Source organism: Actinomadura sp. SCN-SB (assembly GCF_043906805.1).
Taxonomy (GTDB): Bacteria; Actinomycetota; Actinomycetes; order Streptosporangiales; family Streptosporangiaceae; genus Spirillospora.
In genome coordinates, this window is the sequence record NZ_JBIMPP010000012.1 from 44603 (window position 1) to 66019 (window position 21417).

The 21417-nt window shown below is 73.2% G+C and carries 23 protein-coding genes; 16 read left to right on the top strand and 7 right to left on the bottom strand.

The window, feature by feature from the left end; genetic code table 11:
- Positions 1-59 precede the first annotated feature (59 nt).
- Positions 60-614: a universal stress protein gene (locus tag ACGWYJ_RS10605; protein WP_395105606.1), complete on the bottom strand. Its 555-nt coding sequence runs from the start codon at positions 612-614 to the stop codon at positions 60-62.
- A 161-nt stretch (positions 615-775) separates the two neighbouring features.
- On the opposite strand from ACGWYJ_RS10605, the gene ACGWYJ_RS10610 reads away from it, so the two are divergent.
- The 15 genes from ACGWYJ_RS10610 (at position 776) to ACGWYJ_RS10680 (ending at position 14117) form a co-directional block, all read left to right on the top strand.
- A complete protein-coding gene (locus ACGWYJ_RS10610; RefSeq protein ID WP_395105608.1) occupies positions 776-1306 on the top strand; it encodes an XdhC family protein in 531 nt (176 codons plus the stop codon).
- A gap of 77 nt (positions 1307-1383) precedes the next feature.
- Positions 1384-2433 (top strand): zinc-dependent alcohol dehydrogenase family protein, encoded by a 1050-nt coding sequence (locus ACGWYJ_RS10615; protein WP_395105609.1) that lies wholly within the window; start codon positions 1384-1386, stop codon positions 2431-2433.
- Between the two features lie 147 nt (positions 2434-2580).
- A complete protein-coding gene (locus ACGWYJ_RS10620; RefSeq protein WP_395105611.1) occupies positions 2581-3582 on the top strand; it encodes a sigma-70 family RNA polymerase sigma factor in 1002 nt (333 codons plus the stop codon).
- A gap of 163 nt (positions 3583-3745) precedes the next feature.
- Positions 3746-4516 (top strand): CoA transferase subunit A, encoded by a 771-nt coding sequence (locus ACGWYJ_RS10625; RefSeq protein WP_395105772.1) that lies wholly within the window; start codon positions 3746-3748, stop codon positions 4514-4516.
- Positions 4516-5157, top strand: a complete 642-nt coding sequence (locus ACGWYJ_RS10630; protein WP_395105612.1) for a CoA transferase subunit B — start codon at positions 4516-4518, stop codon at positions 5155-5157. Before ACGWYJ_RS10625 ends, ACGWYJ_RS10630 begins: the two co-directional genes overlap by 1 nt.
- On the top strand, positions 5154-5831 hold the full coding sequence (gene pcaH, locus ACGWYJ_RS10635) for a protocatechuate 3,4-dioxygenase subunit beta (RefSeq protein ID WP_395105614.1): 678 nt from the start codon (positions 5154-5156) through the stop codon (positions 5829-5831). The genes ACGWYJ_RS10630 and pcaH overlap by 4 nt, the downstream gene beginning before the upstream one ends.
- Positions 5832-6380: a protocatechuate 3,4-dioxygenase subunit alpha gene (gene pcaG / locus ACGWYJ_RS10640; RefSeq protein ID WP_395105616.1), complete on the top strand. Its 549-nt coding sequence runs from the start codon at positions 5832-5834 to the stop codon at positions 6378-6380.
- Positions 6370-7620, top strand: coding sequence for a 3-carboxy-cis,cis-muconate cycloisomerase (gene pcaB, locus ACGWYJ_RS10645; RefSeq protein ID WP_395105617.1), 1251 nt, complete (start codon positions 6370-6372; stop codon positions 7618-7620). The genes pcaG and pcaB overlap by 11 nt, the downstream gene beginning before the upstream one ends.
- The gene (locus tag ACGWYJ_RS10650) at positions 7617-8381 is read left to right on the top strand and encodes an alpha/beta fold hydrolase (RefSeq protein WP_395105619.1); all 765 of its coding nucleotides are present in this window, start codon (positions 7617-7619) and stop codon (positions 8379-8381) included. Before pcaB ends, ACGWYJ_RS10650 begins: the two co-directional genes overlap by 4 nt.
- On the top strand, positions 8378-8779 hold the full coding sequence (pcaC, locus tag ACGWYJ_RS10655) for a 4-carboxymuconolactone decarboxylase (RefSeq protein ID WP_395105620.1): 402 nt from the start codon (positions 8378-8380) through the stop codon (positions 8777-8779). Before ACGWYJ_RS10650 ends, pcaC begins: the two co-directional genes overlap by 4 nt.
- A 21-nt stretch (positions 8780-8800) precedes the next feature.
- Positions 8801-9634, top strand: coding sequence for an IclR family transcriptional regulator (locus ACGWYJ_RS10660; protein WP_395105622.1), 834 nt, complete (start codon positions 8801-8803; stop codon positions 9632-9634).
- 54 nt (positions 9635-9688) lie between these two features.
- Positions 9689-10870, top strand: coding sequence for a 4-hydroxybenzoate 3-monooxygenase (locus tag ACGWYJ_RS10665; RefSeq protein ID WP_395105624.1), 1182 nt, complete (start codon positions 9689-9691; stop codon positions 10868-10870).
- 96 nt (positions 10871-10966) lie between these two features.
- Complete coding sequence (locus ACGWYJ_RS10670) at positions 10967-12010, top strand: LCP family protein (RefSeq protein ID WP_395105626.1); 1044 nt, start codon at positions 10967-10969, stop codon at positions 12008-12010.
- 41 nt (positions 12011-12051) lie between these two features.
- Positions 12052-12666, top strand: a complete 615-nt coding sequence (locus ACGWYJ_RS10675) for a QsdR family transcriptional regulator (RefSeq protein ID WP_395105628.1) — start codon at positions 12052-12054, stop codon at positions 12664-12666.
- A gap of 122 nt (positions 12667-12788) precedes the next feature.
- Positions 12789-14117, top strand: a complete 1329-nt coding sequence (locus ACGWYJ_RS10680) for an ABC1 kinase family protein (protein ID WP_395105630.1) — start codon at positions 12789-12791, stop codon at positions 14115-14117.
- A 32-nt stretch (positions 14118-14149) separates the two neighbouring features.
- Here the strand turns inward: ACGWYJ_RS10680 and ACGWYJ_RS10685 are convergent, their stop codons facing one another.
- From ACGWYJ_RS10685 to ACGWYJ_RS10710, 6 genes are all read right to left on the bottom strand, one after another.
- A complete protein-coding gene (locus ACGWYJ_RS10685) occupies positions 14150-15280 on the bottom strand; it encodes a 5-methyltetrahydropteroyltriglutamate--homocysteine S-methyltransferase (RefSeq protein WP_395105632.1) in 1131 nt (376 codons plus the stop codon).
- 11 nt (positions 15281-15291) lie between these two features.
- Positions 15292-16383 carry a branched-chain amino acid ABC transporter permease gene (locus ACGWYJ_RS10690; RefSeq protein WP_395105634.1) on the bottom strand — a complete coding sequence of 364 codons (1092 nt, stop codon included), beginning with the start codon at positions 16381-16383 and terminating at the stop codon, positions 15292-15294.
- On the bottom strand, positions 16380-17240 hold the full coding sequence (locus ACGWYJ_RS10695; RefSeq protein ID WP_395105636.1) for a branched-chain amino acid ABC transporter permease: 861 nt from the start codon (positions 17238-17240) through the stop codon (positions 16380-16382). The genes ACGWYJ_RS10690 and ACGWYJ_RS10695 overlap by 4 nt, the downstream gene beginning before the upstream one ends.
- Before the next feature lie 214 nt (positions 17241-17454).
- On the bottom strand, positions 17455-18123 hold the full coding sequence (locus ACGWYJ_RS10700) for an ABC transporter ATP-binding protein (protein WP_395105638.1): 669 nt from the start codon (positions 18121-18123) through the stop codon (positions 17455-17457).
- Positions 18120-18890 (bottom strand): ABC transporter ATP-binding protein, encoded by a 771-nt coding sequence (locus tag ACGWYJ_RS10705; RefSeq protein ID WP_395105639.1) that lies wholly within the window; start codon positions 18888-18890, stop codon positions 18120-18122. The genes ACGWYJ_RS10700 and ACGWYJ_RS10705 overlap by 4 nt, the downstream gene beginning before the upstream one ends.
- A complete protein-coding gene (locus tag ACGWYJ_RS10710; protein ID WP_395105641.1) occupies positions 18887-20092 on the bottom strand; it encodes an ABC transporter substrate-binding protein in 1206 nt (401 codons plus the stop codon). The genes ACGWYJ_RS10705 and ACGWYJ_RS10710 overlap by 4 nt, the downstream gene beginning before the upstream one ends.
- A gap of 382 nt (positions 20093-20474) precedes the next feature.
- Here ACGWYJ_RS10710 and ACGWYJ_RS10715 point away from each other — a divergent pair, with 382 nt between their 5' ends.
- Complete coding sequence (locus ACGWYJ_RS10715) at positions 20475-21350, top strand: PaaX family transcriptional regulator C-terminal domain-containing protein (protein WP_395105643.1); 876 nt, start codon at positions 20475-20477, stop codon at positions 21348-21350.
- The last annotated feature ends 67 nt before the right edge of the window (positions 21351-21417 follow it).

Here is a 21417-nt window from a genome sequence, read left to right on the forward strand (position 1 = left end):
CGCCCGCCGCCCGCACCCCTGCCACTCGGAGACGGGACCCGGTCAGACGCGGCCCGGTGTCAGATGTGGCGGGGGCGGCGGCTCAGGCGGCGGATCAGGGAACGGTCGGACGCCTGTTCCGGCGCCCCCTGCCGGGACGTCAGGGTCTCCAGCAGGCTCTCCAGCGCGGGCGGCCGGACGCACACGAACGTGGCCTTGGCGCGGCGCGCGCAATGCAACCTCACCGAGGGTCTCAGCAGCCGGGACAGCAGCCCGCGCTCACCGCGCCCCACGACCAGGATGTCGTTCTCCCTGGCCAGCCTCACCAGCGTCGCGCCCGGCTCGCCGACCAGGGCCAGCGCGGTCAGCTCCAGCCCGTGGGGCGCGCCGCCCGCGACCTCGTCCAGCAGCCTGGCGATCAGCTCGGCGCCCGCGCCGCGGAGCGCCTCGGTCACGCCGCAGCCGAGCTGGCCCGCGGCCGACACGTGCGGGGGCAGCGGCGCGGCGTGGACGACCACCAGCGGCAGACCGCGCAGCCGCGCCTCCCCGATGGCCCATGACAGCGCGCAGCGGGCCCCGGCGGAGTCGTCGACTCCCACGACCACGCGCGGGCCGCCCTCCGGTCTCGCGTTCACTGTTCCTCCCGAGCCGCACGCCACGAAATGATGTGCACTCTAGGGTGGAGGTATACCCGCTCAGAAGAAAGTGTTTCGTCGCCGTTGACGAAAGGTTGCGCCCGGCTTTGCCCGCGTCGCCCGGCTGGACCGCCTCGCGGGCGGCGGGGCACACTGCGGGCATGGTCTCCAACGATCCGGCCACCGATCCCGCGTGCGCGGTCGCCCATGGCGACGTCGCGCCCGAGCGCTCCGACCGCGTCCTGGTCGCCGTGTTCTCCTCACCGGTCGCCGAGCACCTGCTGCGGTACGGCACCGACCTGGGCTTCCGCGGCCTGCTCCTGGAGCCGGACAAGGAACGCGCCGACGATCCGCGCTTCGCGCCCTTCGAGGTCGTCACCGAGCCGCCCGGCGGCCTGGGGGCCGCGGCCGACGTCGTGGTGACCGACCATCACCGTGCCGAGCTGGGGCCCGTTCTGCGCGACGTGCTGGCCCTGCCGGTCCGGTGGGTCGGCGTCATGGGCAACCCGCGGCACCCGGCCCCGCACGTCCCCGCCCTCACCGAGCTGGGAGTGCCCGCCGACGACATCGCCCGGGTGCACCGGCCGATCGGTCTCAACATCGGCTCCCGCACGCCCCCGGAGATCGCGATCGCGACCCTGGCGGGGCTGCTGGCCGACCGCAACGGCCGGCCGGGCGGCTTCGAGTTCTGAGCCGGAGGCCCGCCGCGACCGGCCGGGGTCCGCGCTACCGTTACGCGCGGCCGGGGGACAGCGCGGGAGGGTGATCCATGAGGGCCGTGGTGTACGAGGCGTTCGGCGGGCCGCTGGAGGTGCGGGACGTGCCCGACCCCGCCGTCCCCGAGGACGGGGCCGTGATCAGGGTGGAGGCGACCGGCCTGTGCCGCAGCGACTGGCACGGCTGGCAGGGGCACGACCCCGGCATCACCGCGTTCCCGCACGTGCCCGGCCACGAGCTGGCGGGCGTGGTCGCCGAGACCGGCGCCCGGGTCACCCGGTGGCGCGCCGGTGACCGCGTCACCGTGCCGTTCGCGTGCGCGTGCGGGCGCTGCGCCTCCTGCGCCGCGGGCGACCAGCAGGTCTGCGAGAACCAGGCGCAGCCGGGCTTCGACCACTGGGGGTCGTTCGCCGAGCACGTGGCCGTGCGCAACGCCGACCTCAACCTGATCGGCCTGCCCGACGACATGGCCTTCACCGCGGCGGCGGGCCTGGGATGCCGGTTCGCCACCGCGTACCGCGCCGTCCTGGCCCAGGGACGCGCGGCGCCGGGGGAGTGGGTGGCGGTGCACGGCTGCGGCGGCGTCGGGCTGTCCGCCGTGATGATCGCGGTCGCGGCCGGCGCGCGGGTGGTGGCCGTCGACATCTCCGCCGGCGCCCTCGACCTGGCCCGCGGCCTCGGCGCCGCGGCCGTGGTCGACGCCTCCGCCCTCGGCGCCTCCGGCCCCGCCGCGGCCGTGCGCGAGATCACCGGCGGTGGCGCGCACGTGTCGCTGGACGCCCTCGGCGCCCCGGCCACCGCCCGCGCCTCGGTGGAGTGCCTGCGGCGGCGCGGCCGGCACGTCCAGGTCGGCCTGCTGCCGGCCGCCGCGGGACGCGCCGACCTGCCCATGGACCGGGTCATCGCCCTGGAGCTGGAGATCCTGGGCAGCCACGGGATGGCCGCCCACGCCTACGAGCCGATGCTGGAGCAGGTCCGCGCCGGCACGCTGCGCCCCGGCGCGCTGGTGCACCGGATCATCGGCCTGGACGAGGCGCCCGCCGCCCTGGCCGCCATGGACGCCCCGGGCCCCGCGGGCGTCACCATGATCGTCCCGCGGTGACCCGCCGGGACGGCCGGGCCGCGTCCGGCAAGGATCTGAGGCACCGCAGGCCGGCCCGTATCATGTGGGTCCCGCGCCAGAACTGTCGGTGGCGTCGCCTACGGTCGTGAACGGCCCGGCACGCCCCCCGAAGAAGGTGACGACACCATGGCGAACAGCGCCGTCGACGAGCAGGACTTCCAGCGGGTCACCGACCCCTACCGCAGGGAACTGCTGGCGCACTGCTACCGGATGCTGGGCTCCATCCACGACGCCGAAGACCTCGTGCAGGAGACCTACCTGCGCGCCTGGCGCTCCTACGGCAACTTCGAGGGCCGCTCGTCCCTGCGCACCTGGCTGTACCGGATCGCGACCAACGTCTGCCTGACCGCCATCGACCAGCGCGGCAACCGTCCCATGCCCTCCGGCCTGGGCGCGCCCAGCGACGAGCCCGAGCGCCCCGTCGTGGCCTCCCCCGAGGTGCCGTGGCTGGAGCCGGTGCCGGACGCGGTGATCGGCGCCGACGCCGCCGACCCCGCCACCATCGTCGCCTCCCGCGAGTCCACCCGGCTGGCCTTCGTCGCCGCGCTCCAGCACCTGCCGCCCAACCAGCGGGTGGTGCTGATCCTGCGGGACGTGCTCAAGTGGAAGGCCGCCGAGGTCGCCGAGCTGCTGGAGATCTCCGTCGCGTCCGCCAACAGCGCCCTGCAGCGCGCCCGCGCCCAGCTCAAGGAGGTCGGGCCCAGCGAGGACGAGCTGGTCGAGCCCACCGACCCCGACCAGCGCCGGCTGCTGGACCGCTACGCCTCCCTCTTCGAGAACGCCGACATCAAGGGCCTGGTCGAGCTGTTCAAGGAGGACGCGGTCTGGGAGATGCCGCCGTTCCCGCAGTGGTTCCGCGGCGCCGAGCCGATCGTCCGGCTCATCATCGCCCAGTGCGGTCCCGAGCCCGGCGAGCTGCGGATGGTGCCCACGGGCGCCAACGGCCAGCCCGCCTTCGCCATGTACCGGCGCGGCGACGACGGCGTCTACCACCCGTTCCAGCTCCAGGTCCTCGACGTCGTCCGCGGCGAGGACGGCCGCGAGAGCGTCGGCCACGTGTCGGCCTTCTTCGACTTCGAGGGCGACCTGTTCGCCACCTTCGGGCTCCCCAGGACGCTCCCGGCCTGACCGGTCCGGGCACCGCCGGGAACCTTCCCGGACTCTTCCACTCGGCGGAAACTCGGGTGTGTCATCGGGGACGACGCATGCCAGTGTGAAGGCACCCGCGGCCCGGAGGCGTGGCCGCGCTGCGTGTGGGGAGGCACGGCACGGTATGGGCCTTGGTACGGGCATGGACAAGGTCGTGGCCTCGGCGGCGGAGGCCGTCGCCGACATCGGCGACGGGGCGTCGCTGGCCGTCGGCGGGTTCGGGTTGTGCGGGGTGCCCACCGTCCTGATCGACGCCCTCTACGAGCGAGGCTCGGGCGGCCTGCGCGTGGTGTCGAACAACTGCGGGCTCGACGGGCGCGGGCTGGGCAGGCTGCTGGCCGCCGGGCGGATCGCGCGGGCGCAGGGCTCCTACGTCGGCGACAACAAGGAGTTCGCCCGGCAGTACCTGGCCGGGGAGATCGAGCTGGAGCTGATGCCGCAGGGCACGCTGGCCGAGAAGATGCGGGCCGGCGGCGCCGGGATCCCCGCGTTCTACACCCCCGCCGGTGTCGGCACCATGATCGCCGAGGGCGGGCTGCCGTGGCGGTACGCCCCCGACGGCACCGTCGCGGTGACCTCACCGCCCAAGGAGGTGCGGGAGTTCGGCGGCCGCCAGTACGTCCTGGAGGAGAGCATCACCACCGACTTCGCGCTGGTGCGCGCCGCCCGCGGGGACCGGCACGGCAACCTGATCTTCGACAAGGCCGCCCGCAACTTCAACCCGCTGTGCGCCATGGCGGGCCGCGTCACCCTCGCCGAGGTCGAGGAGCTGGTCGAGCCCGGCGAGCTCGACCCCGACGCGGTGCACCTGCCGGGCGTGTTCGTCCAGCGCGTCGTCCGGCTCACCCCCGAGCAGGCCGCGGACAAGCCGATCGAGAAGCGCACGGTCACCGAGCGGGAGGGACGGGACTGATGCCCTGGTCCAGGGACGAGATCGCGGCCAGGGCCGCCGCCGAGCTGCCCGACGGCGCCTACGTCAACCTCGGCATCGGCCTGCCCACGCTGATCCCCGCGCACATCCCGCCGGGACGCGAGGTGGTCCTGCACGCCGAGAACGGGATCCTCGGCGTCGGCCCGTACCCGTACGAGGACGAGGTCGACCCGAACCTGATCAACGCGGGCAAGGAGACGGTCACCGTGCGGCCGGGGGCCGCCTACTTCGACTCCTCGCTGTCCTTCGGCATGATCCGCGGCGGCCATATCGACGTGGCGGTGCTGGGCGCCATGCAGGTGTCGGCCCGCGGCGACCTGGCCAACTGGTCGGTGCCCGGCAAGATGATCAAGGGCATGGGCGGGGCGATGGACCTGGTGCACGGCGCCGGCCGGGTCATCGTGGTGATGGCGCACACCAGCAGGGACGGCTCCCCCAAGATCGTGAACGAGTGCGACCTGCCGCTGACCGGCGCCGGCTGCGTCGACCTGATCATCACCGAGCTGGGCGTGCTGGAGGTCACCGGCGGCGGCCTCGTGCTGGTCGAGACCGCGCCCGGCGTGACCGCCGACGAGATCCGCGCGCGCACCGAACCCGACGTGAAGGAAGGTCTCCGGGCATGACCCACCCCAACCATCCTCCCTACCTGTACCCCGGCTACCGCAGCACCGTGCTCCGCGCGCCGTCGCAGGAGCTGGTCATGCCCAAGCTGGGGCCGGACAGCGTCGAGCTGACCTCCCCGGTGTTCGGGCACCAGGAGCTGCACCCGCTGGACGCCGACCTGACCCGGCGGCACGCGGGCGAGCCGATCGGGGAACGGATCATCGTCACCGGGCGGGTGCTGGAGGGCGGCACGCGCAGGCCCGTGCGCGGCGCGCTGGTGGAGATCTGGCAGGCCAACGCGTGCGGCCGGTACATCCACGAGGGCGACCAGCATCCCGCGCCGCTCGACCCCAACTTCACCGGGGCCGGGCGCTGCCTCACCGACGACGAGGGCCGCTACCGGTTCGTCACGATCAAGCCGGGCGCCTACCCGTGGCGCAACCACCACAACGCCTGGCGGCCCGCGCACATCCACTTCTCGGTGTTCGGGACCGCGTTCACCCAGCGGCTGGTCACCCAGATGTACTTCCCCGGCGACCCGCTGTTCGAGTACGACCCGATCATGAACTCGATCCCCGACCCCAAGGCCAGGGAGCTGCTGGTCTCCCGTTTCGACCTGGACACCACCGAGCCGGAATGGGCGCTGGGCTACCAGTGGGACATCCTGCTCGGCGACACCCCGGTGGAGGACTGAATGACCACGCCCGCCCTCACGCCGTCGCAGACCGTCGGCCCGTTCTTCGGCTTCGGGCTGCCCTACGACGACGGCCCCTTGGTCACCCCCGGCTGGGCGCCCGGCGCGATCACCATCCGCGGCCGCGTCCTGGACGGGGCGGGCGACCCCGTGCCCGACGCGCTGGTGGAGATCCGGCAGGCGGACGAGAACGGCGAGATCCCCCGGCGGCCCGGCGGGCTGCGCCGCGCCGGGCACGGCTTCTCCGGGTTCGGCCGCTGCGCCTCCGACGCCGCGGGCGGCTTCTGGTTCAGCACGGTCAAGCCCGGCGCGGTGGGGGAGGGCGCCCCCTACATCTCGGTGCTGGTGTTCGCGCGGGGCCTGCTCAAGCCCGTGTTCACCCGCCTGTACTTCCCCGAGGACGCCGAGGCGCACACCACCGACCCGTTCCTCGGCGAGGTGCCGGAGGAACGCCGCGCTACGCTGATCGCCGAGCGTGAGGCGGACGGCACGTACCGGTTCGACGTCCGCCTCCAGGGTGAACGGGAGACGGTCTTCCTTGCCATCTGATCGCCCGCCGAAGGGCGAAGCCTTCCCGGAGGTCGGGGCGCCGGTCTCGCCGGACGCGGGTCTGCTGTCACCGGTCCGGGCGGGCACCGAGGCCGAGAAGGCCACGGGTGACCTCGCGTGGCTGGGGGCGCTGCTGGACGCCGAGACCGCCTTGGCGCGCGCACAGGCGAAGCTCGGGATCATCCCGGCGCCGGCGGCCGAGGCCATCGCCGCGGCGGCCGTGCCGGACCGGTTCGACCTGCCCGGCCTGGCCGTGCGCGCGCGGGCGGCGGCCAACCCGGTGGTGCCCCTCGTCGCCGACCTGCGGCGGCTCGCGGGGGACAACGGGCGGTACGTCCATCACGGCGCCACCAGCCAGGACGTCCTCGACACCGCCGCCATGCTCGTCGCGTCCCGCGCCCGGCGCGTCGTCCTCGGCGACCTGGACCGGGCGGCGGGCGCGCTGGCCGGAATCGCGGAGCGGTACCGCGACACCCCGATCGCGGGCCGCACGCTGGGCCGCCAGGCGCTGCCCACCACCTTCGGCGCGAAGGCGGGCGGGTGGCTGCGGGGCCTGCTCGACGCCCGCGAACGGCTCGCGGCGGTGTCGCTGCCCGTCCAGCTCGGCGGCGCCGCCGGAACCCTCGACGCGTACGGCGGCCAGGCGTTCGACCTGATGGCCGCGTACGCCGGCGAGACCGGGCTGGCCGCGCCCCCCGCGCCCTGGCACACCCGCCGTACCCCGGTGGCCGACCTGGGCGCCGCGCTGGCGGTGACCGCGGGGGCGCTCGGCAAGCTCGCCACCGACGTCGTCCTGCTCGCGCAGAGCGAGGTCGACGAGCTCGCCGAGCCGGCGGCGCCCGGACGCGGCGGGTCCTCGGCGATGCCGCACAAGCGCAACCCGGCGATGGCCATCATGATCCGCTCCGCGGCGCTCCAGGTCCCCGCGTACGCGCAGGTCCTGCTGGCCGCGCTGAACGCCGCGCACGAGCGGCCGTTCGGGGAGTGGCACGCCGAATGGCAGCCGCTGCGCGAGTGCCTGCGGCTGACCGGCGGCGCCGCCGAGCTGGCCGCCGACCTCGCCGCGGGCCTGGAGGTCGCGCCCGAGCGGATGGCCGGCAATCTGGACGGCCTGCTGGAGATCCTGAGGGACACCGGCTCGTCCACCGGCACCGGCGCGGCGGCCGTGCTCGCCGACCGCGCGGCCGGGACCTACCGCGCGGGCCGCCCCCCTGACGACCCCGCCCACGGAGAAGCATGATCCTGCATCATCGGTTCGACGGGCCGCCGGACGCGCCCGTCGTCGTCCTCGGCCCGTCCCTGGGCACGACCACGGGCCTGTGGGACCCGGTCCTGCCCGCGCTGACCGCCCACCGGCGGGTGCTGCGCTACGACCTGCCCGGCCACGGCGGATCACCGTCCCCCGACCGCGGCTTCACCGTGGAGGACGTGGCCGCGGCGCTGGAGGAGACGCTCGACGGCCTCGGCGCCGGCCGGGTCGCCTACGCCGGGGTGTCGCTCGGCGGCGCCGTCGGCACGGCGCTCGCGCTGGCGGCGCCCGAACGCGTCGGCGCCCTCGTCCTGATCTGCACCTCGCCGCGGTTCGGACCGCCCGAGGCGTGGCGGGAACGCGCCGCGCTGGTCCGCCGCGAGGGCGTCGGCCCGGTCGCCGACACCGCCGCGGGACGCTGGTTCGCCCCCGGCTTCACCGGCGCCGGACCGTACGTGGAGATGCTGCGCGGCACCGACCCCGAGGGGTACGCGCAGTGCTGCGACGCGCTCGCGCTGTTCGACGCGACCGCCCGGCTGGGCGAGGTGTCCGCGCCGACCCTGGTGATCGCCGGTGCGGAGGACCTGCCCACCCCGCCCGCCGGTCACGCCGACCGGCTGGCCGGCGGCATCCCCGGCGCCGCGCTCACCGTCCTGGAGGGCGCGGGCCATCTGGCGGTGGTGGAGCGTCCCGCCGAGGCCGCCCGAGCGATCAACGAGCATCTGGACCGTGCCTGGGAGGGGCCCCGATGAACGACGAGCGGCGGTACGACGCCGGCATGAAGGTGCGCCGCGAGGTGCTCGGCGACGCCCATGTGGACCGCGCCCAGGGCCGCACCACCGAGTTCACCGCCGACTTCCAGGACCTGATCACCCGGTACGCCTGGGGCGAGATCTGGACCCGTCCCGGGCTGGATCGCCGGACCCGTAGCTGCGTCACCCTCACCGCGCTGGTCGCCCGCGGCCACCTGGAGGAGCTGGCCATGCACGTGCGGGCCGCGCTGCGCAACGGGCTCACCCCGGACGAGATCAAGGAGGTCCTGCTGCAGACGGCCATCTATTGTGGAGTCCCCGCGGCCAACTCGGCCTTCGCCGTGGCACAGCGGGCGCTCGCCGAGGAGGAGGACGACCGGGGCGCGGGGGAGCCGTAGCGGGACGAGACCGAGGGGACCATGCCGGAGCGCGGGCGTCCGCCGAGCGTGGCGGGCAAGGTGATGGCGATCCTGGACGCGTTCGCGCTCGGCGGGGTCCGTCTCAACCTGAGCGAGATCTGCCGGCGTGCCGGGCTGCCGCTGGCCACCGGGCACCGGCTGGTCGGCGAGCTGGTCGCGGGCGGCTTCCTGGAACGCGTGCCGGACGGCACGTACCGGATCGGCACCCGGCTGTGGCGGATCGGCAGCCAGGCCCCGGCGGTCACCGGGCTGCGCGAGCTGGCGCTGCCGCACATGGAGGACCTGTACGAGGCCACCCACGACAACGTGCAGCTCGCGGTGATGCGCGACGGGGAGGCGCTGTTCGTCGAGCGGCTGCGCGGCACCCGGTCGGTCCCGCTCCTCACCCAGGTCGGCGGCACCCTGCCGCTGCACACCACCGGGGTCGGCAAGGTGCTGCTGGCGTACGCGCCCGAGGAGGTCAGGGAGGCGATCCTGGCCAAGGGGCTGGAGCGGCACGCGCCCCGCACCATCACCGATCCCGGAGAGCTGCGCCGGTGCCTGGAGCTGGTGCGGAACAACGGGTTCGCCCTCACCCGCGACGAGATGTCGGTCGGGGCCGCGTCGGTCGGCGTGCCCGTGCGGGACGGCCGCGGCGCCGTGGTGGCCGCGCTGTCCCTGGTGACCCACACGCGCAGCGCCGACATCCGGCGGCTGCTGCCTCCGCTGACCACGGCGGCCCGCGCGCTGTCGCGGGACGTGGCCGCGCACTGGCGCAGCGGCCCGGTCGCGATCGCGGACGAGGCCGGCCCGGTACCCGAACCGCCTTCCACTGTGCGGAAGCTCAGCTCCTGAACCCGCGGTGGAGCCCTCGAAGATCGCAGGGAGACAGGCCGAGGAGGAGGAACCATGCGGACCCAGGTCGCCATCGTGGGCGCCGGACCGGCCGGACTGCTGCTGTCGCATCTCCTGCACAGGCAGGGCATCGCCTCGGTGGTGCTGGAGAGCCGCGACCGGGAGTACGTGGAGCACCGGCAGCGCGCCGGGATGCTGGAGCAGGGCACCACCGACGTCCTGCGCGACAGCGGGGTGGGGGACCGGCTCGACCGCGAGGGCCTGGTGCATCACGGCCTTGAGCTGCGGTTCGGCGGCGCCGGGCACCGCATCCCGCTGTACGAGCTGACCGGCCGCACCGTGACGATCTACGCCCAGACCGAGATCGTCAAGGATCTGGTGGCGCGGCGGCTGGCCGACGGCGGCGACGTCCGGTTCGAGGCGCCGGCGCTGGAGGTGGATCCGTCCGGGCCGAGCGTCACCTTCCGGCAGGACGGCCGCACGCACGTGCTGGAGTGCGACTACATCGCCGGATGCGACGGATTCCACGGCGTGAGCAGGCCGGCGGTGCCGGGGCTGCGCACGTTCTCGCGCGAGTACCCGTTCGCGTGGCTGGGCGTGCTGGCCGACGTCCCGCCGTCCACCGACGAGCTGATCTACGCCAACCACGACCGCGGCTTCGCCCTGCACAGCCTGCGCTCGCCCAAGGTCAGCCGCCTCTACCTCCAGGTCTCCCCGGACGAGGACCTCGCCGCCTGGCCGGACGAGCGGATCTGGTCCGAGCTGGCGGCGCGGTTCGCCACCGACGACGGCTGGACGCTGCGGGAGGGCCCGATCACCGACAAGGCGATCACCCCGATGCGCAGCTTCGTGGCCGAGCCGATGCGGCATGACCGGCTGTTCCTGGCCGGGGACGCCGCGCACATCGTCCCGCCGACCGGCGCCAAGGGCCTCAACCTCGCGGTCTCGGACGTGACGTTGCTGGCACGGGCGTTCGCCGAGCGGTACGCCTCCGGCTCGGAGTCGCTGCTGGACGACTACTCCCGGGCGTGCCTGAAGCGGGTCTGGAGGGCCGAGCACTTCTCGTACTGGATGACCACCCTGCTGCATGTCGACCCGCAGGCCGACGAGTTCGCCCGCAGGCTGCAACGCTCGCACCTGGAGTACGTGGCCTCGTCCCGGGCCGCCGCGGCAAGCCTGGCCGAGAACTACGTGGGCCTGCCGTTGACCGGAGCGAACGAGCCGGCCGGCACCTGATCGCGTCCGGACGGAACCCTGGCGATGTGATCGTCGTTTCCCGGAAAGGGGATCAAACCAGGGCAAAACGTACACCGGCGCCGGAGGTGACGCGTCATGGGCGGCCCGTCGTCGCGCGGACGGCTGCGGGGCGGGTCGTGGAGCCGCCGGGGCAGGGGCCTGCGGCTCCTGACCGGATTCATGATCGCCGGTGTGACGACGGCCCTGGCGGTGGTGGCCCTGGTGTCCTGGCGGACCGGCACCTACGACCGCAACATCCAGCGCCTTCCCGACGCGCTGCCGACCGGCTCGCGGGAGCGTCCCGCCGAGGACGCCGGGCAGAACTGGCTGCTGGTCGGGTCGGACCTGCGCGGCGCCCCCGCCGCGGACAAGTGGCGCCCCGGCGGCGGCGCCCGCGCCGACACGATCATGCTGCTGCACATGCCGGAGGAGGGCGGCCGGGCCTACGTCATCTCCTTCCCCCGCGACCTGTGGGTGGACATCCCCGGCGGCGACGAAGGCAAGATCAACTCCGCGTTCGCGAAGGGCGGGTCGCGGCTGCTGGCCGAGACGGTGGAGTCCATCAGCGGGGTGCGCGTCGACCATGTCGCCGCCCTCGACTTCACCGGCTTCAAGACCATGACCGACGCGCTCGGCGGCGTCGACATCCACCTCGACCGGCCGATCCACGACCCCAGCAACGGCTGGTCGTGGCCCGCCGGCCGCAACCACCTCGACGGCGAGGAGGCGCTGCGGTTCGTCCGCGAGCGCAAGGGCCTGTCCGGCAGCGACCTGGACCGGGTACGGCGCCAGCACGCGTTCCTGAAGGCGCTGGCCGACAAGGCCGCGGACTCGGGCCTGATGACCAACCCGTGGCGGCTGGACGCGTTCCTGCGGGCCGCCAGCGGCTCGCTGGCGGTGGACTCGGAGACCGAGTTCGGGACGCTGCGGACGCTCGCGCTGCGGCTGGCCCGGATCGGTCCCGGCCGCGTCACGTTCGTGACCCTCCCGACCGGGGCGAGCGCCTGGATCGACGACCAGAACGTGCTGCTGCCCGACGAGGAGGGCACCGACGGCCTCTTCGACGCGCTGCTCGACGGCGACCTGGAGGACCACCTGGACGAACACGACCTGGAGACCGACCTCGACCTGGAGGGATGAAGGACGCGGCCCGGCGGCGTGGTCTATGCGATCCTTGGTGGGTGAGTCGGGTTCGAAGAGCCACGGCCGAGGACCCGGAGGGCCGCGCGTTGGGGCCGGAACAGGCGATCGCGGTGGCGACCGCGCACTACCTGGACGGCGACCCGATCGACATGTCCGCGCTGGCCGCCGAGCTGGGTGTGGGCCGCGCCACCCTCTACCGCTGGGTCGGCAGCCGTGAGCAGCTGCTGGCCACCATCCTGGCGGAGATGACCGAGCGCACCTTCCGGGTCGCGCTGCGCGGGGCGCGCGGCACCGGCGCGGACAGGCTGCTGGACGTCCTGGAGCGGTTCATGCGGGCCGTCGTGGACGCCGCGCCGCTCAAGGCGTTCACCGAGCGCGAGCCGCGGCTGTTCGTACGGCTCGCCACCACCCCCGGCCCGATCGAGGAACGTGCCACGGCGCTCCTCAGCAGGGAGATCCAGCGTGAGATCGACCGCGGCGCGCTGGACGTGCCGCTGCCCACCCGCACGCTCGCCCAGGCGATCGTGCGGATCTCCGACTCGTTCCTGTACGCGCACCACCTCGGCGGCAGCCGGCCGGAGATCGACACGGCGCTGGAGGTCATCGAGCTGCTGCTGCGCCCGGCCGGAAGGGACGGCCGCGGGGACGCCTGAGTTCCCTCCCCGGTGGGGGAATCTTCCTTCACCGCGGATCGCTGTGCATGAAAGGCTGCGATCACCGGATCCGGTGATCCACCCCCACCGAGCGGTCTGTCGATACCAAGGGACGGTCGGCCGTGAGTGACATCCCCCGCCGCGCGGTCACGCGAAGCGCCAAACTGGCGAGCCTCCCCCTGGGCTTCGCCGGGAGGACGGCGCTGGGCCTCGGCAAGCGCACCTTCGGCCGCCCCGCCGAGGCGGTGGCGCTGGAGGTGCAGCGGCGCACCGCCGACCAGCTCTTCCGGGTGCTGGGCGAGCTCAAGGGCGGCGCGATGAAGGTCGGCCAGCTCCTGTCGGTCTTCGAGGCCGGCCTGCCCGAGGAGGTCGCCGGCCCGTTCCGCGCCAGCCTCACCCGGCTGCAGGAGGCCGCGCCGCCGATGCCGGTCGCCACGACGCACCGGGTCCTGGCGGAGAACCTGGGCGAGGACTGGCGCGACCACTTCCTGGAGTTCGACGACGACCCCGCCGCGGCCGCGTCCATCGGCCAGGTGCACAAGGCGGTCTGGCACGACGGCCGCGCCGTCGCCGTCAAGGTCCAGTACCCCGGCGCCGGGAAGGCGCTGATGAGCGACTTCAACCAGATCTCCAGGCTCAGCCGCCTGATCACCCCGCTGTTCCCCGGCGTCGAGGTCAAGCCGGTCGTGGCCGACCTGAAGCGGCGGCTGGAGAAGGAGCTGGACTACGACGACGAGGCCCGTGCCCAGTCGGCCTTCCACGCCGCCTACGACGGCGACCCCGACTTCGTCGTCCCCGCCGTCGTCGCCCAGTCCGGCCACGTGCTGGTCACCGAGTGGCTGGACGGCACCCCGATGTCCAAGGTGATCGCCGAGGGGCCGCAGGAGCTGCGCGACCGGGCCGGCCTCCTGCTGTTCCGGTTCCTGCTGTCGGGCCCCGCCCGCTGCGAGCTGATCCACATCGACCCGCATCCCGGCAACTTCCGGATGCTGGACGACGGCCGCCTGGGCGTCCTGGACTTCGGCGGCGCCGCCCGCGTCCCGGCCGAGCTGCAATGGTCGATCGGCCGGCTGCTGCGGATCGGCACCCTGGGCAGCCCCGAGGAGATGGTGCAGGCCGCCCGTGACGAGGGCTTCCTGGCCCCCGACGGGGAGGTGAACGCCGAAGAGTGGGCGGCGGTGGTGTCCGCGCACTCCTACCCGTTCACCACCGAGACGTTCCACTACACCCGCGAGTGGATGCGCCAGGAGACCACCCGCGGCTTCACCATCGCCACCGACATGCGCCCCGGCGGCCTGGCCAGGCAACTGCGGCTGCCCCCGCAGTACATGGCCGTCGCCCGCGCCCTGACCAGCTGCGGCGGCGTGCTCTGCCAACTGGAGGCCGAAGGCCCCTTCCGAGCCGAAGCCGAACGCTGGCTCCCAGGCTTCACCACGACCAACGCCTCATAAGGGGGGTGTGGGGGGTCGCCCCCCCACATATGTCAGTCCCCCCAGACCTCTTGGGCTGTTTCCACGATCAGTTCCAGCTTGCGCTTCTGGTCGTCGTGGGTGAGTTCGTTGCCCTCCTCCGTGGAGGAGAATCCGCACTGCGGCGACAGGCACAGCTGGTCGACGTCGACGAACCGGCCGGCCTCTTCGATGCGGCGCTTGAGGTCGTCCTTGCTCTCCAGTTCGCCGGTCTTGGTGGTGACGAGGCCGAGCACGACGTGCTTGCCCTTGGGGACGAACCGCAGGGGCTCGAAGCCGCCGGAGCGTTCGTCGTCCCATTCGCAGAAGAACCCGTCCACTTCGAGTTCGCCGAACAACGCCTCGGCCACGAAGTCGTAGCCGCCCGCGGCGGTCCAGGCGGACTGGAAGTTGCCGCGGCACATGTGGGTGGTGACCGACATCCCGGCCGGGCGGTTCTTGAGCGCGCCGTTGATCTGCTTGATGTAGCGCAGGTGGAGGTGGTCGGGGTCGTCGCCGCGCTCCTTGAGCATGGCGCGCTGGTCGGGGTCGTTGAGGTAGGCCAGGCTGGTGTCGTCGAACTGCAGGTAGGTGCAGCCGAGGTCGCCCAGCCGGGCGACCTCGTCGGCGTACACGGCGGCCAGGTCGGACCAGAACTCCTCGACGTCGGGGTAGACGTCGGGGGAGATCGAGGCGGGCCCGCCGCGGTAGTGGACCATGTTCGGCGACGGGATGGTCAGCTTGGGGGTCATGCCCGTCCCGGCGGCCTTCTCCTTGAGGAAGGTGAAGTGGTCCCCGAAGATCGTCTCCTTGAGGTGGAGCTTCTCGGTGACCTTCAGCGCGGCCACGTTGAACTCGATGTCGCCGTTGGCGCGGTGGAACTTCACCTGGAGCCGCTCGTCGGCGTTCGAGCCGATGCCGCCGATCTGGTAGATGAAGTCCATGTGCCAGAAGGCGCGGCGGAACTCGCCGTCGGTGACGGTGCGCAGCCCGGCGGCGCGCTGCATCGCGATGGCCTCGGTGATCGCCGCGTCCTCGGTCTCACGCAGCCGCTCGTCCGTGATCCGTCCCGCCTTGTGCTCTTCGCGCGCGCTGCGCAGCTCCGGGGGCCGCAGCAGGCTGCCGACGTGGTCGGCGCGGAAGGGCGGTGTGTCTCGGAGGGCCATGGGACTCCCTTTCACCTGGTTATCTCGCCTCCCGTGTCCCGGGAGGGCGCTTTCACGTGGGCGCCGTCCACCGGTGCGTTCCGGCGGCGGACGAGGCGTTCCCGCGCGGCCGGTACGAGGCCGCCGGGGAGGAACAGCACGGCCGCGATCAGGAGGACCGAGTAGACCGCGTAGGACAGCACGCTCGGCGCGTAGCTGGGCATGCCTTCCATCGTTCCGATGTTGTTGAGCAGCTGGATCAGCAGGATGATCGCGGTGGCGCCGACGAGCGCACCCCAGATGGTGCCGAGGCCGCCGACGACCGCCATCACCACGTACTCGATGGACAGCAGGATGGGGAACGAGCCGGGCGCGATGTAGCCGACGTAGAAGGCGTAGATTCCGCCCGCCAGCCCGGCGAACGCCGCCGACAGGGCGAACACCACCAGCTTGGACCGTCCCACCGCGACGCCCGCCGACTCGGCGGCGACCTCGCTGGTGGCCAGGGCGCGCAGCCCCCGGCCCTGCCGGGACTCGATCACGTTGCGGGCCACGAGCACCACCACGGCCACGGCGGCCCACACCAGGAACGCGTAGCCGCGGTCGTCCTCCAGCTCGAACCCGCCGACGCCGAAGCGGGGGATGCCCTGGAGCCCGATGCTGCCGCCGAGGAACTCCAGCTCGCCGGCGAGCGACAGCAGGATCAGCTGGGTCGCCAGTGTCGCGAACGCCAGGTGGTGCCCGCGCAGCCGCAGCAGCGGGATTCCGATGACCACGGCGAACACGGCGGCCGTGACCGGGGCGAGGGCCAGCCCGAGCAGGGGCGGCAGCCCGTGCACGCTCATCAGCCCGGCCGTGTACCCGCCGACCGCGTAGAAGGCGGCCTGGCCGAGCGACACCTGCCCCGCGTACCCCATGAGCAGGGACACGCCGACGGTGACCATCGCCGCCAGGCCGAGCAGGATGAACACCGACAGCTGCGCCTCGCCGAGCACCGCGGCCAGCGCCATCGTGAACACCAGCAGCCCGGCCAGGTGCGGCAGCCGGATCCCGGCCTCTTCGCCGCGCCCGCGCAGCCGCGCCAGCAGCGAGGCGACGCTCGTCCCCTGGGCCTGCGCGGTCATGCCGTCTCCTCTTGCAGTGCGGGGGTGCGGACGGCCTGCCAGATCATCAGGGCGAGCATCAGGCCCAGCGCCACCTCGATCTGGTACGAGCCCAGTCCATACCCGGCGATCATGGCCTCGGCGACGCCCAGCACCAGCCCTCCGGCCAGCGCGGCGCCGGGCCGTTGCAGGCCGCCGAAGATGGCCGCCGCGAAGCCGTTGACGATCAGCGTGACGTCGGAGTCGAACGAGATCGGCTGCAGCGGCGTCACGAGCACCCCGGCGATGCCGCCGAGGGCGCCGCCGAGCCCGAAGGCCAGCAGCCCCATCCGCCGCACGTCGATGCCGACGACGCGGGCCGCGTACGGGTTGGACGCGCACGCGGTCAGGCCCTTGCCCGCGTAGGTGCGGCCGAAGAACAGCGCGAGCGCCGTGAAGGTGAGGGCGGTGACCGCGACGATCAGCAGGTACTGCTTCTGGACGGTGACGCCCGCGACCGTGAACGACCCGCGCAGCCCGGTGAACGAGCGGGGCTGGTCGCCCCAGACCACGATCTCCACCGCGTACGCGAAGATGCCGATGCCCAGCGTGACGATCAGCGCCGACAACGGGGAGGTGCCGGGCCTGCCGATCGCCAGCACGCCGACCACCAGCCCGGCGGCGGCCGCGACCAGCACCGCCGCGAGCTCCGCCACCCCGTGGGGGAGCCCGGCCGACAGGAAGGAGGCGGCGCTGAGCCCGGCGACGACGGCGAACATCGCCTGCGCGAAGTTGACGACCCGGGTGACCCGGTGGATGGCGACGAGGCCGCTGCCGATCAGCGCGAACCCGCAGCCCACCGCCAGCCCGTTGATCAGGTAGCTCAGGAAATTACTCATGTGCTCCCCCTGGGGGTGGTCCCCCAGACCCCCCGAACAGCTCCGCTGCTTGCTGTGTTCTCTCTGGGGGTGGTCCCCCAGACCCCCCGAACAGCTCCGCTGCTTGCCCTGCTCCCCCTGGGGGTGATCCCCCAGACCCCCCGAACAGCTCCGCTGCTTGCCCTGCTCCCCCTGGGGGTGGTCCCCCAGACCCCCCGAACAGCTCCGCTGCTTCTCATGGGCTCTCCTGAATGGGCCCGCCCAAGTAGGCCCCCTCGACCTCGGTGCTGCTGGCCAGCTCGGAGGACGGGCCCTCGGCGACGATCCGCCCGGCCTCCAGCACGTACGCGCGCGAGCACAGCTCGAACGCCAGCCGGGCGTTCTGCTCGATGAGCAGCACCGCGGTGCCGTGCTCGGCGTTCAGCTCGCGCAGATGCCGGGCCAGGTCGTCGATCACCATGGGCGCCAGGCCGAGCGACAGCTCGTCCACGGCGATGACCTCCGGTTTGGCCATCAGCGCCCGGCCGACGGCGACCATCTGCTGCTCGCCGCCCGACAGGTTCCCGGCGCGGCGTCCGCGCAGCCGGTCCAGCCCGGGGAGCAGGTCGTACACGGGGGTGGTGTCGCGGTCCTTGACGCGCCAGGCGCCCAGCCGCAGGTTGTCCTCGACGGTCATGTCGGGGAACAGCTGGCGGCCCTCGGGGACGTGCGCGAACCTGCCGGTGACGCGGACCGTTCCCGACGCCGCCGGGACGATCCCCGACAGCGTGTTCACCAGCGTGGACTTCCCGGCGCCGTTGGGTCCCACCAGCGCCACCATCTCGCCCTCGCCGACCGTCAGCGACACCCGGTCCAGGGCGGTGGCGGACCCGTACCGGACGGTGAGCTCCGCGACCTCGATCATGACCGGACCTCTTCGCCGAGGTAGGCGGCGATGACCCGGGGGTCGGAACGGACCTCGTCGGGCGTGCCGTCGGCGATCACCCGGCCCAGGTCCAGCACCGTGATCCGGTCGGCCAGCCGGGTCACCATCGCCACGTCGTGCTCCACCAGCATGATCGTCAGCCCGGTGGCGCGCAGCTCGCCGATCAGGTCGGCCAGCGCGGTCCGTTCGGCCGCGCGCAGCCCGGACGCGGGCTCGTCCAGGAGCAGCAGCTCGGGATCCGCGCACAGCGCCCGCGCGAGCTGCAGCGAGCGCTGCTGGCCGAGCGGCAGCGCCTCGGCGGGCCGGTCGGCCCAGCCGGCCAGGCCGACCCGGGCCAGCGCCGCGTCGGCCTTGGTCCTGATCAGCCGTTCCTCGCGGGCGTGCGCGGGCAGCCGCAGCGCGGCCGTCAGGAAGCCCGCCCGCGTGCCGGCGTGCGCGCCGACCATGACGTTCTCCCGGACGGACATGCCGCGGAACACCCGCGCCGCCTGGAACACGATCGCGATGCCGAGCGCGGCGCGGCGGTGCGCGGCCAGCCGGCCCAGGGGGCGCCCGCGGAACGCGATCGTCCCCTGGTCCGGCGTCAGATGCCCGGCGATCAGGTTGAACAGCGTCGACTTGCCCGCGCCGTTGGGCCCGATGACGCCGCGCAGCTCACGCTCTTCGACGGTCAGGTCCACGTCGCGCACCGCGTAGACGCCGCCGAAGTGCTTGGACATCCCTTCGATGTGGAGCAAGCCCGTCACCCTCCGGAGACCGTCTTGGTGAGCTGCTCCTTGGCCCACGGTGTCGGGACGAACTGCCCGTTCTTGACGGTGTTGACCGAGATGTAGTCGGGGCTGAGACCGGAGTGGTCGGTCGGGGAGTAGCGGAACCGGCCGTTGGGCGTGATCAGGTCCATCCTCTCCAGCGCCTGCTGGATCTTCTCGCCGTCGGTGCTGTCGGCCTTCCTGATCGCCTCGAACAGCAGCAGCGCCGCGCTGTAGCCGTCCTGGGCGAACTGCGGCGGGTAGTAGCCGTACTTCTGCTGGTACGGCTTGGCGAGCTGGTCGATGACCTGCTTCTGCGGGCCGGGCGGCAGGTGGTCGCCGACCACGCCGATGGCGCTCTGCACGGTGACGCCCTCGGCGGCCTGGCCGACGGGCTTGGTCCACAGGGTGCTGGCCTGGGAACCGGTCAGCATCAGCGGGATCTTGACGCCGGACGCGACGTACTGCTTGGTCATCGTGACGCCGGGCGCGCCGCTGCCCCAGAACAGGAACGCCTGCGCGCCGGAGTCCTTGATCCTGGTGAAGATCGGGCTGAAGTCGCTGGTGGTGGTCTCGAACGTCTCGTCCCTGACGATCTGCACCCCGTACTTGCCGGCCAGCTCGACCACCGTCCTGCGGCCCGCGACGGAGTAGCTGGCGGTCCGGTCGTGCGCCACCGCCACCTTGGTGATCTTCTGGCTCTGGAAGTACTGGAGGTAGCGCTCCGCGTACATGGCCGACAGCGCGGGGGTCACGAAGATGTACTTCTTGATCGGCTGGACCTGCTCGGTCACGGGCGCCAGCGACAGGTAGGGGATCTTCTCCCGTTCGGCGATCGGCTCGACCGCCAGCGCGCAGTTGGAGAACACCGGCCCGATGACCGCGTCGATATCACGCTTGATCGCGTTGAAGCCGAGCACGGCCTGGTCGGGCTGGGTCTTGTCGTCCCGGAACACGATCTCGACCTTGCGGCCCAGCAGCCCGCCCTTGGCGTTGACCTGCTCGACGGCCAGCTCGACCGCCTTCTTGTCCTCGCTGCCCAGCGGGGTGTAGTTGCCGGTGACGGAGACGATCAGGCCGACCTTGATGGGGTCGCCGGAGCCGCCGCCCTCGGAGTCGCCGCACGCGGCGGTGAGGGGAGCCAGCAGGGTGAGCGCGGCCAGCGCGGCCGTCCTTGCTTTGGTGAGGGTTCTGCCCACGGTGCTCTGCACCTTCTCTCGGTCGCTCCCGACGGGGGGTCGTCGTGGAATCCGGTCGTCGCCTCTGGCCGGGGGATCAGGGGCCGCCGCCATGGCCGGCGCACGGTGGCGGTCTCAGCGGTGTCCCGGCGGTGCCGCGGGGCCTCAGGCTCGGAGCGTCGGGTGCGGGCGCCGTGCCCGGCGACCCGGGTCCCTCGTCGTGCATCGGCGCTCCTCGATCGCTGGGGCGGGCGGTCGATCGCTGGGGTGGGGCCGGCTGGAGCCGTGTGTGCCGGAAGCGGGTGCGGGCCGGGCGGCCAGCGGGTAGTGCGAACATAGGCGTATATGTTGTGGCAGTCAATATTCTGCCCAACATAGGAGCGGAGCGATCGGAGCACGACCCTTGGACCGTCCATACCCGTCTCTGCGGCCCCAGTCCCTCATGCTGACCTTCCTTGGCAACTGCGTGCTGAGGCGCGAGATCGCCGTGTTCTCCGGCAGCTTCATCGAGGTGTTCGGACGGCTCGGGGTGGGCGAGCACGCGATCCGCTCCACCCTCACCCGGATGGCGCGCCATGGCATGCTGGCCCGGCACCGCAGGGGCCGCCGGATGCATTTCGGGCTCACCGCGCGGTCGGAGCGGATCCTGCTGGACGGCGAGGCCCGGGTGCTGCGGCGCGGCGCGGTCAACGCCCACTGGGACGGCGGCTGGACCGTGCTGTCCTTCTCGATGCCCGAGTCGTGGCAGCGCCAGCGGCACGACCTGCGCTCCCGCCTGGTGTGGGCCGGGTTCGGGCCACTGGGCAACGGCACCTGGATCGCCCCGTCCCGGGTGGACGTCACCGAGGTGATCTCCCCCGGCGGGGCGGACCTGGGCCTGGCCGGACGGGTCAAGGTCTTCCACGGCACGGCGGAGGAGCCGACCGACGTGAGCGCGATGATCCGGGACGCGTTCGACCTGGAGGGCCTGGCCGCCGGGTACCGGTCGTTCCTGGAGCGCTGGGACCGCCCGGAGCCCGTCCCCGGCGCGCCCGACGACCTGGTCAGGTTCCTGTGGCTGATGACCCAGTGGCTCGGCCTGGTCCGGGTGGACCCGGGCCTGCCGGTGCAGCACCTGCCGCCCGGCTGGCCCGCGCTGCGCGCCCAGGAGGTCCTGCACGAGCTTCGCGGCCGGTACGAGGACAGCGCCCGCGCCATCGCGGACGAGATCATCGAATACGTCCCCGTGGCCTGCCCCGCCACCGCCGGCGCCGGACGCGACGCGGCGGCGGATCACTGATGGGCGGCCGGCGGACATGGGGGACGGGCTCCTGCGGTCGGTCGGGGCGGTGAACCTCGCTGCCCCG

Bases quoted from the DNA above. Each gene is read 5' to 3' on its own strand.
- ACGWYJ_RS10610 (WP_395105608.1), top strand. From the start codon at position 776: ATGGTCTCCAACGATCCGGCCACCGATCCCGCGTGCGCGGTCGCCCAT.
- ACGWYJ_RS10615 (WP_395105609.1), top strand. From the start codon at position 1,384: ATGAGGGCCGTGGTGTACGAGGCGTTCGGCGGGCCGCTGGAGGTGCGG.
- ACGWYJ_RS10620 (WP_395105611.1), top strand. From the start codon at position 2,581: ATGGCGAACAGCGCCGTCGACGAGCAGGACTTCCAGCGGGTCACCGAC.
- ACGWYJ_RS10625 (WP_395105772.1), top strand. From the start codon at position 3,746: ATGGACAAGGTCGTGGCCTCGGCGGCGGAGGCCGTCGCCGACATCGGC.
- ACGWYJ_RS10630 (WP_395105612.1), top strand. From the start codon at position 4,516: ATGCCCTGGTCCAGGGACGAGATCGCGGCCAGGGCCGCCGCCGAGCTG.
- pcaH (WP_395105614.1), top strand. From the start codon at position 5,154: ATGACCCACCCCAACCATCCTCCCTACCTGTACCCCGGCTACCGCAGC.
- pcaG (WP_395105616.1), top strand. From the start codon at position 5,832: ATGACCACGCCCGCCCTCACGCCGTCGCAGACCGTCGGCCCGTTCTTC.
- ACGWYJ_RS10650 (WP_395105619.1), top strand. From the start codon at position 7,617: ATGATCCTGCATCATCGGTTCGACGGGCCGCCGGACGCGCCCGTCGTC.
- pcaC (WP_395105620.1), top strand. From the start codon at position 8,378: ATGAACGACGAGCGGCGGTACGACGCCGGCATGAAGGTGCGCCGCGAG.
- ACGWYJ_RS10660 (WP_395105622.1), top strand. From the start codon at position 8,801: ATGCCGGAGCGCGGGCGTCCGCCGAGCGTGGCGGGCAAGGTGATGGCG.
- ACGWYJ_RS10665 (WP_395105624.1), top strand. From the start codon at position 9,689: ATGCGGACCCAGGTCGCCATCGTGGGCGCCGGACCGGCCGGACTGCTG.
- ACGWYJ_RS10670 (WP_395105626.1), top strand. From the start codon at position 10,967: ATGGGCGGCCCGTCGTCGCGCGGACGGCTGCGGGGCGGGTCGTGGAGC.
- ACGWYJ_RS10685 (WP_395105632.1), bottom strand. From the start codon at position 15,280: ATGGCCCTCCGAGACACACCGCCCTTCCGCGCCGACCACGTCGGCAGC.
- ACGWYJ_RS10690 (WP_395105634.1), bottom strand. From the start codon at position 16,383: ATGACCGCGCAGGCCCAGGGGACGAGCGTCGCCTCGCTGCTGGCGCGG.
- ACGWYJ_RS10695 (WP_395105636.1), bottom strand. From the start codon at position 17,240: ATGAGTAATTTCCTGAGCTACCTGATCAACGGGCTGGCGGTGGGCTGC.
- ACGWYJ_RS10700 (WP_395105638.1), bottom strand. From the start codon at position 18,123: ATGATCGAGGTCGCGGAGCTCACCGTCCGGTACGGGTCCGCCACCGCC.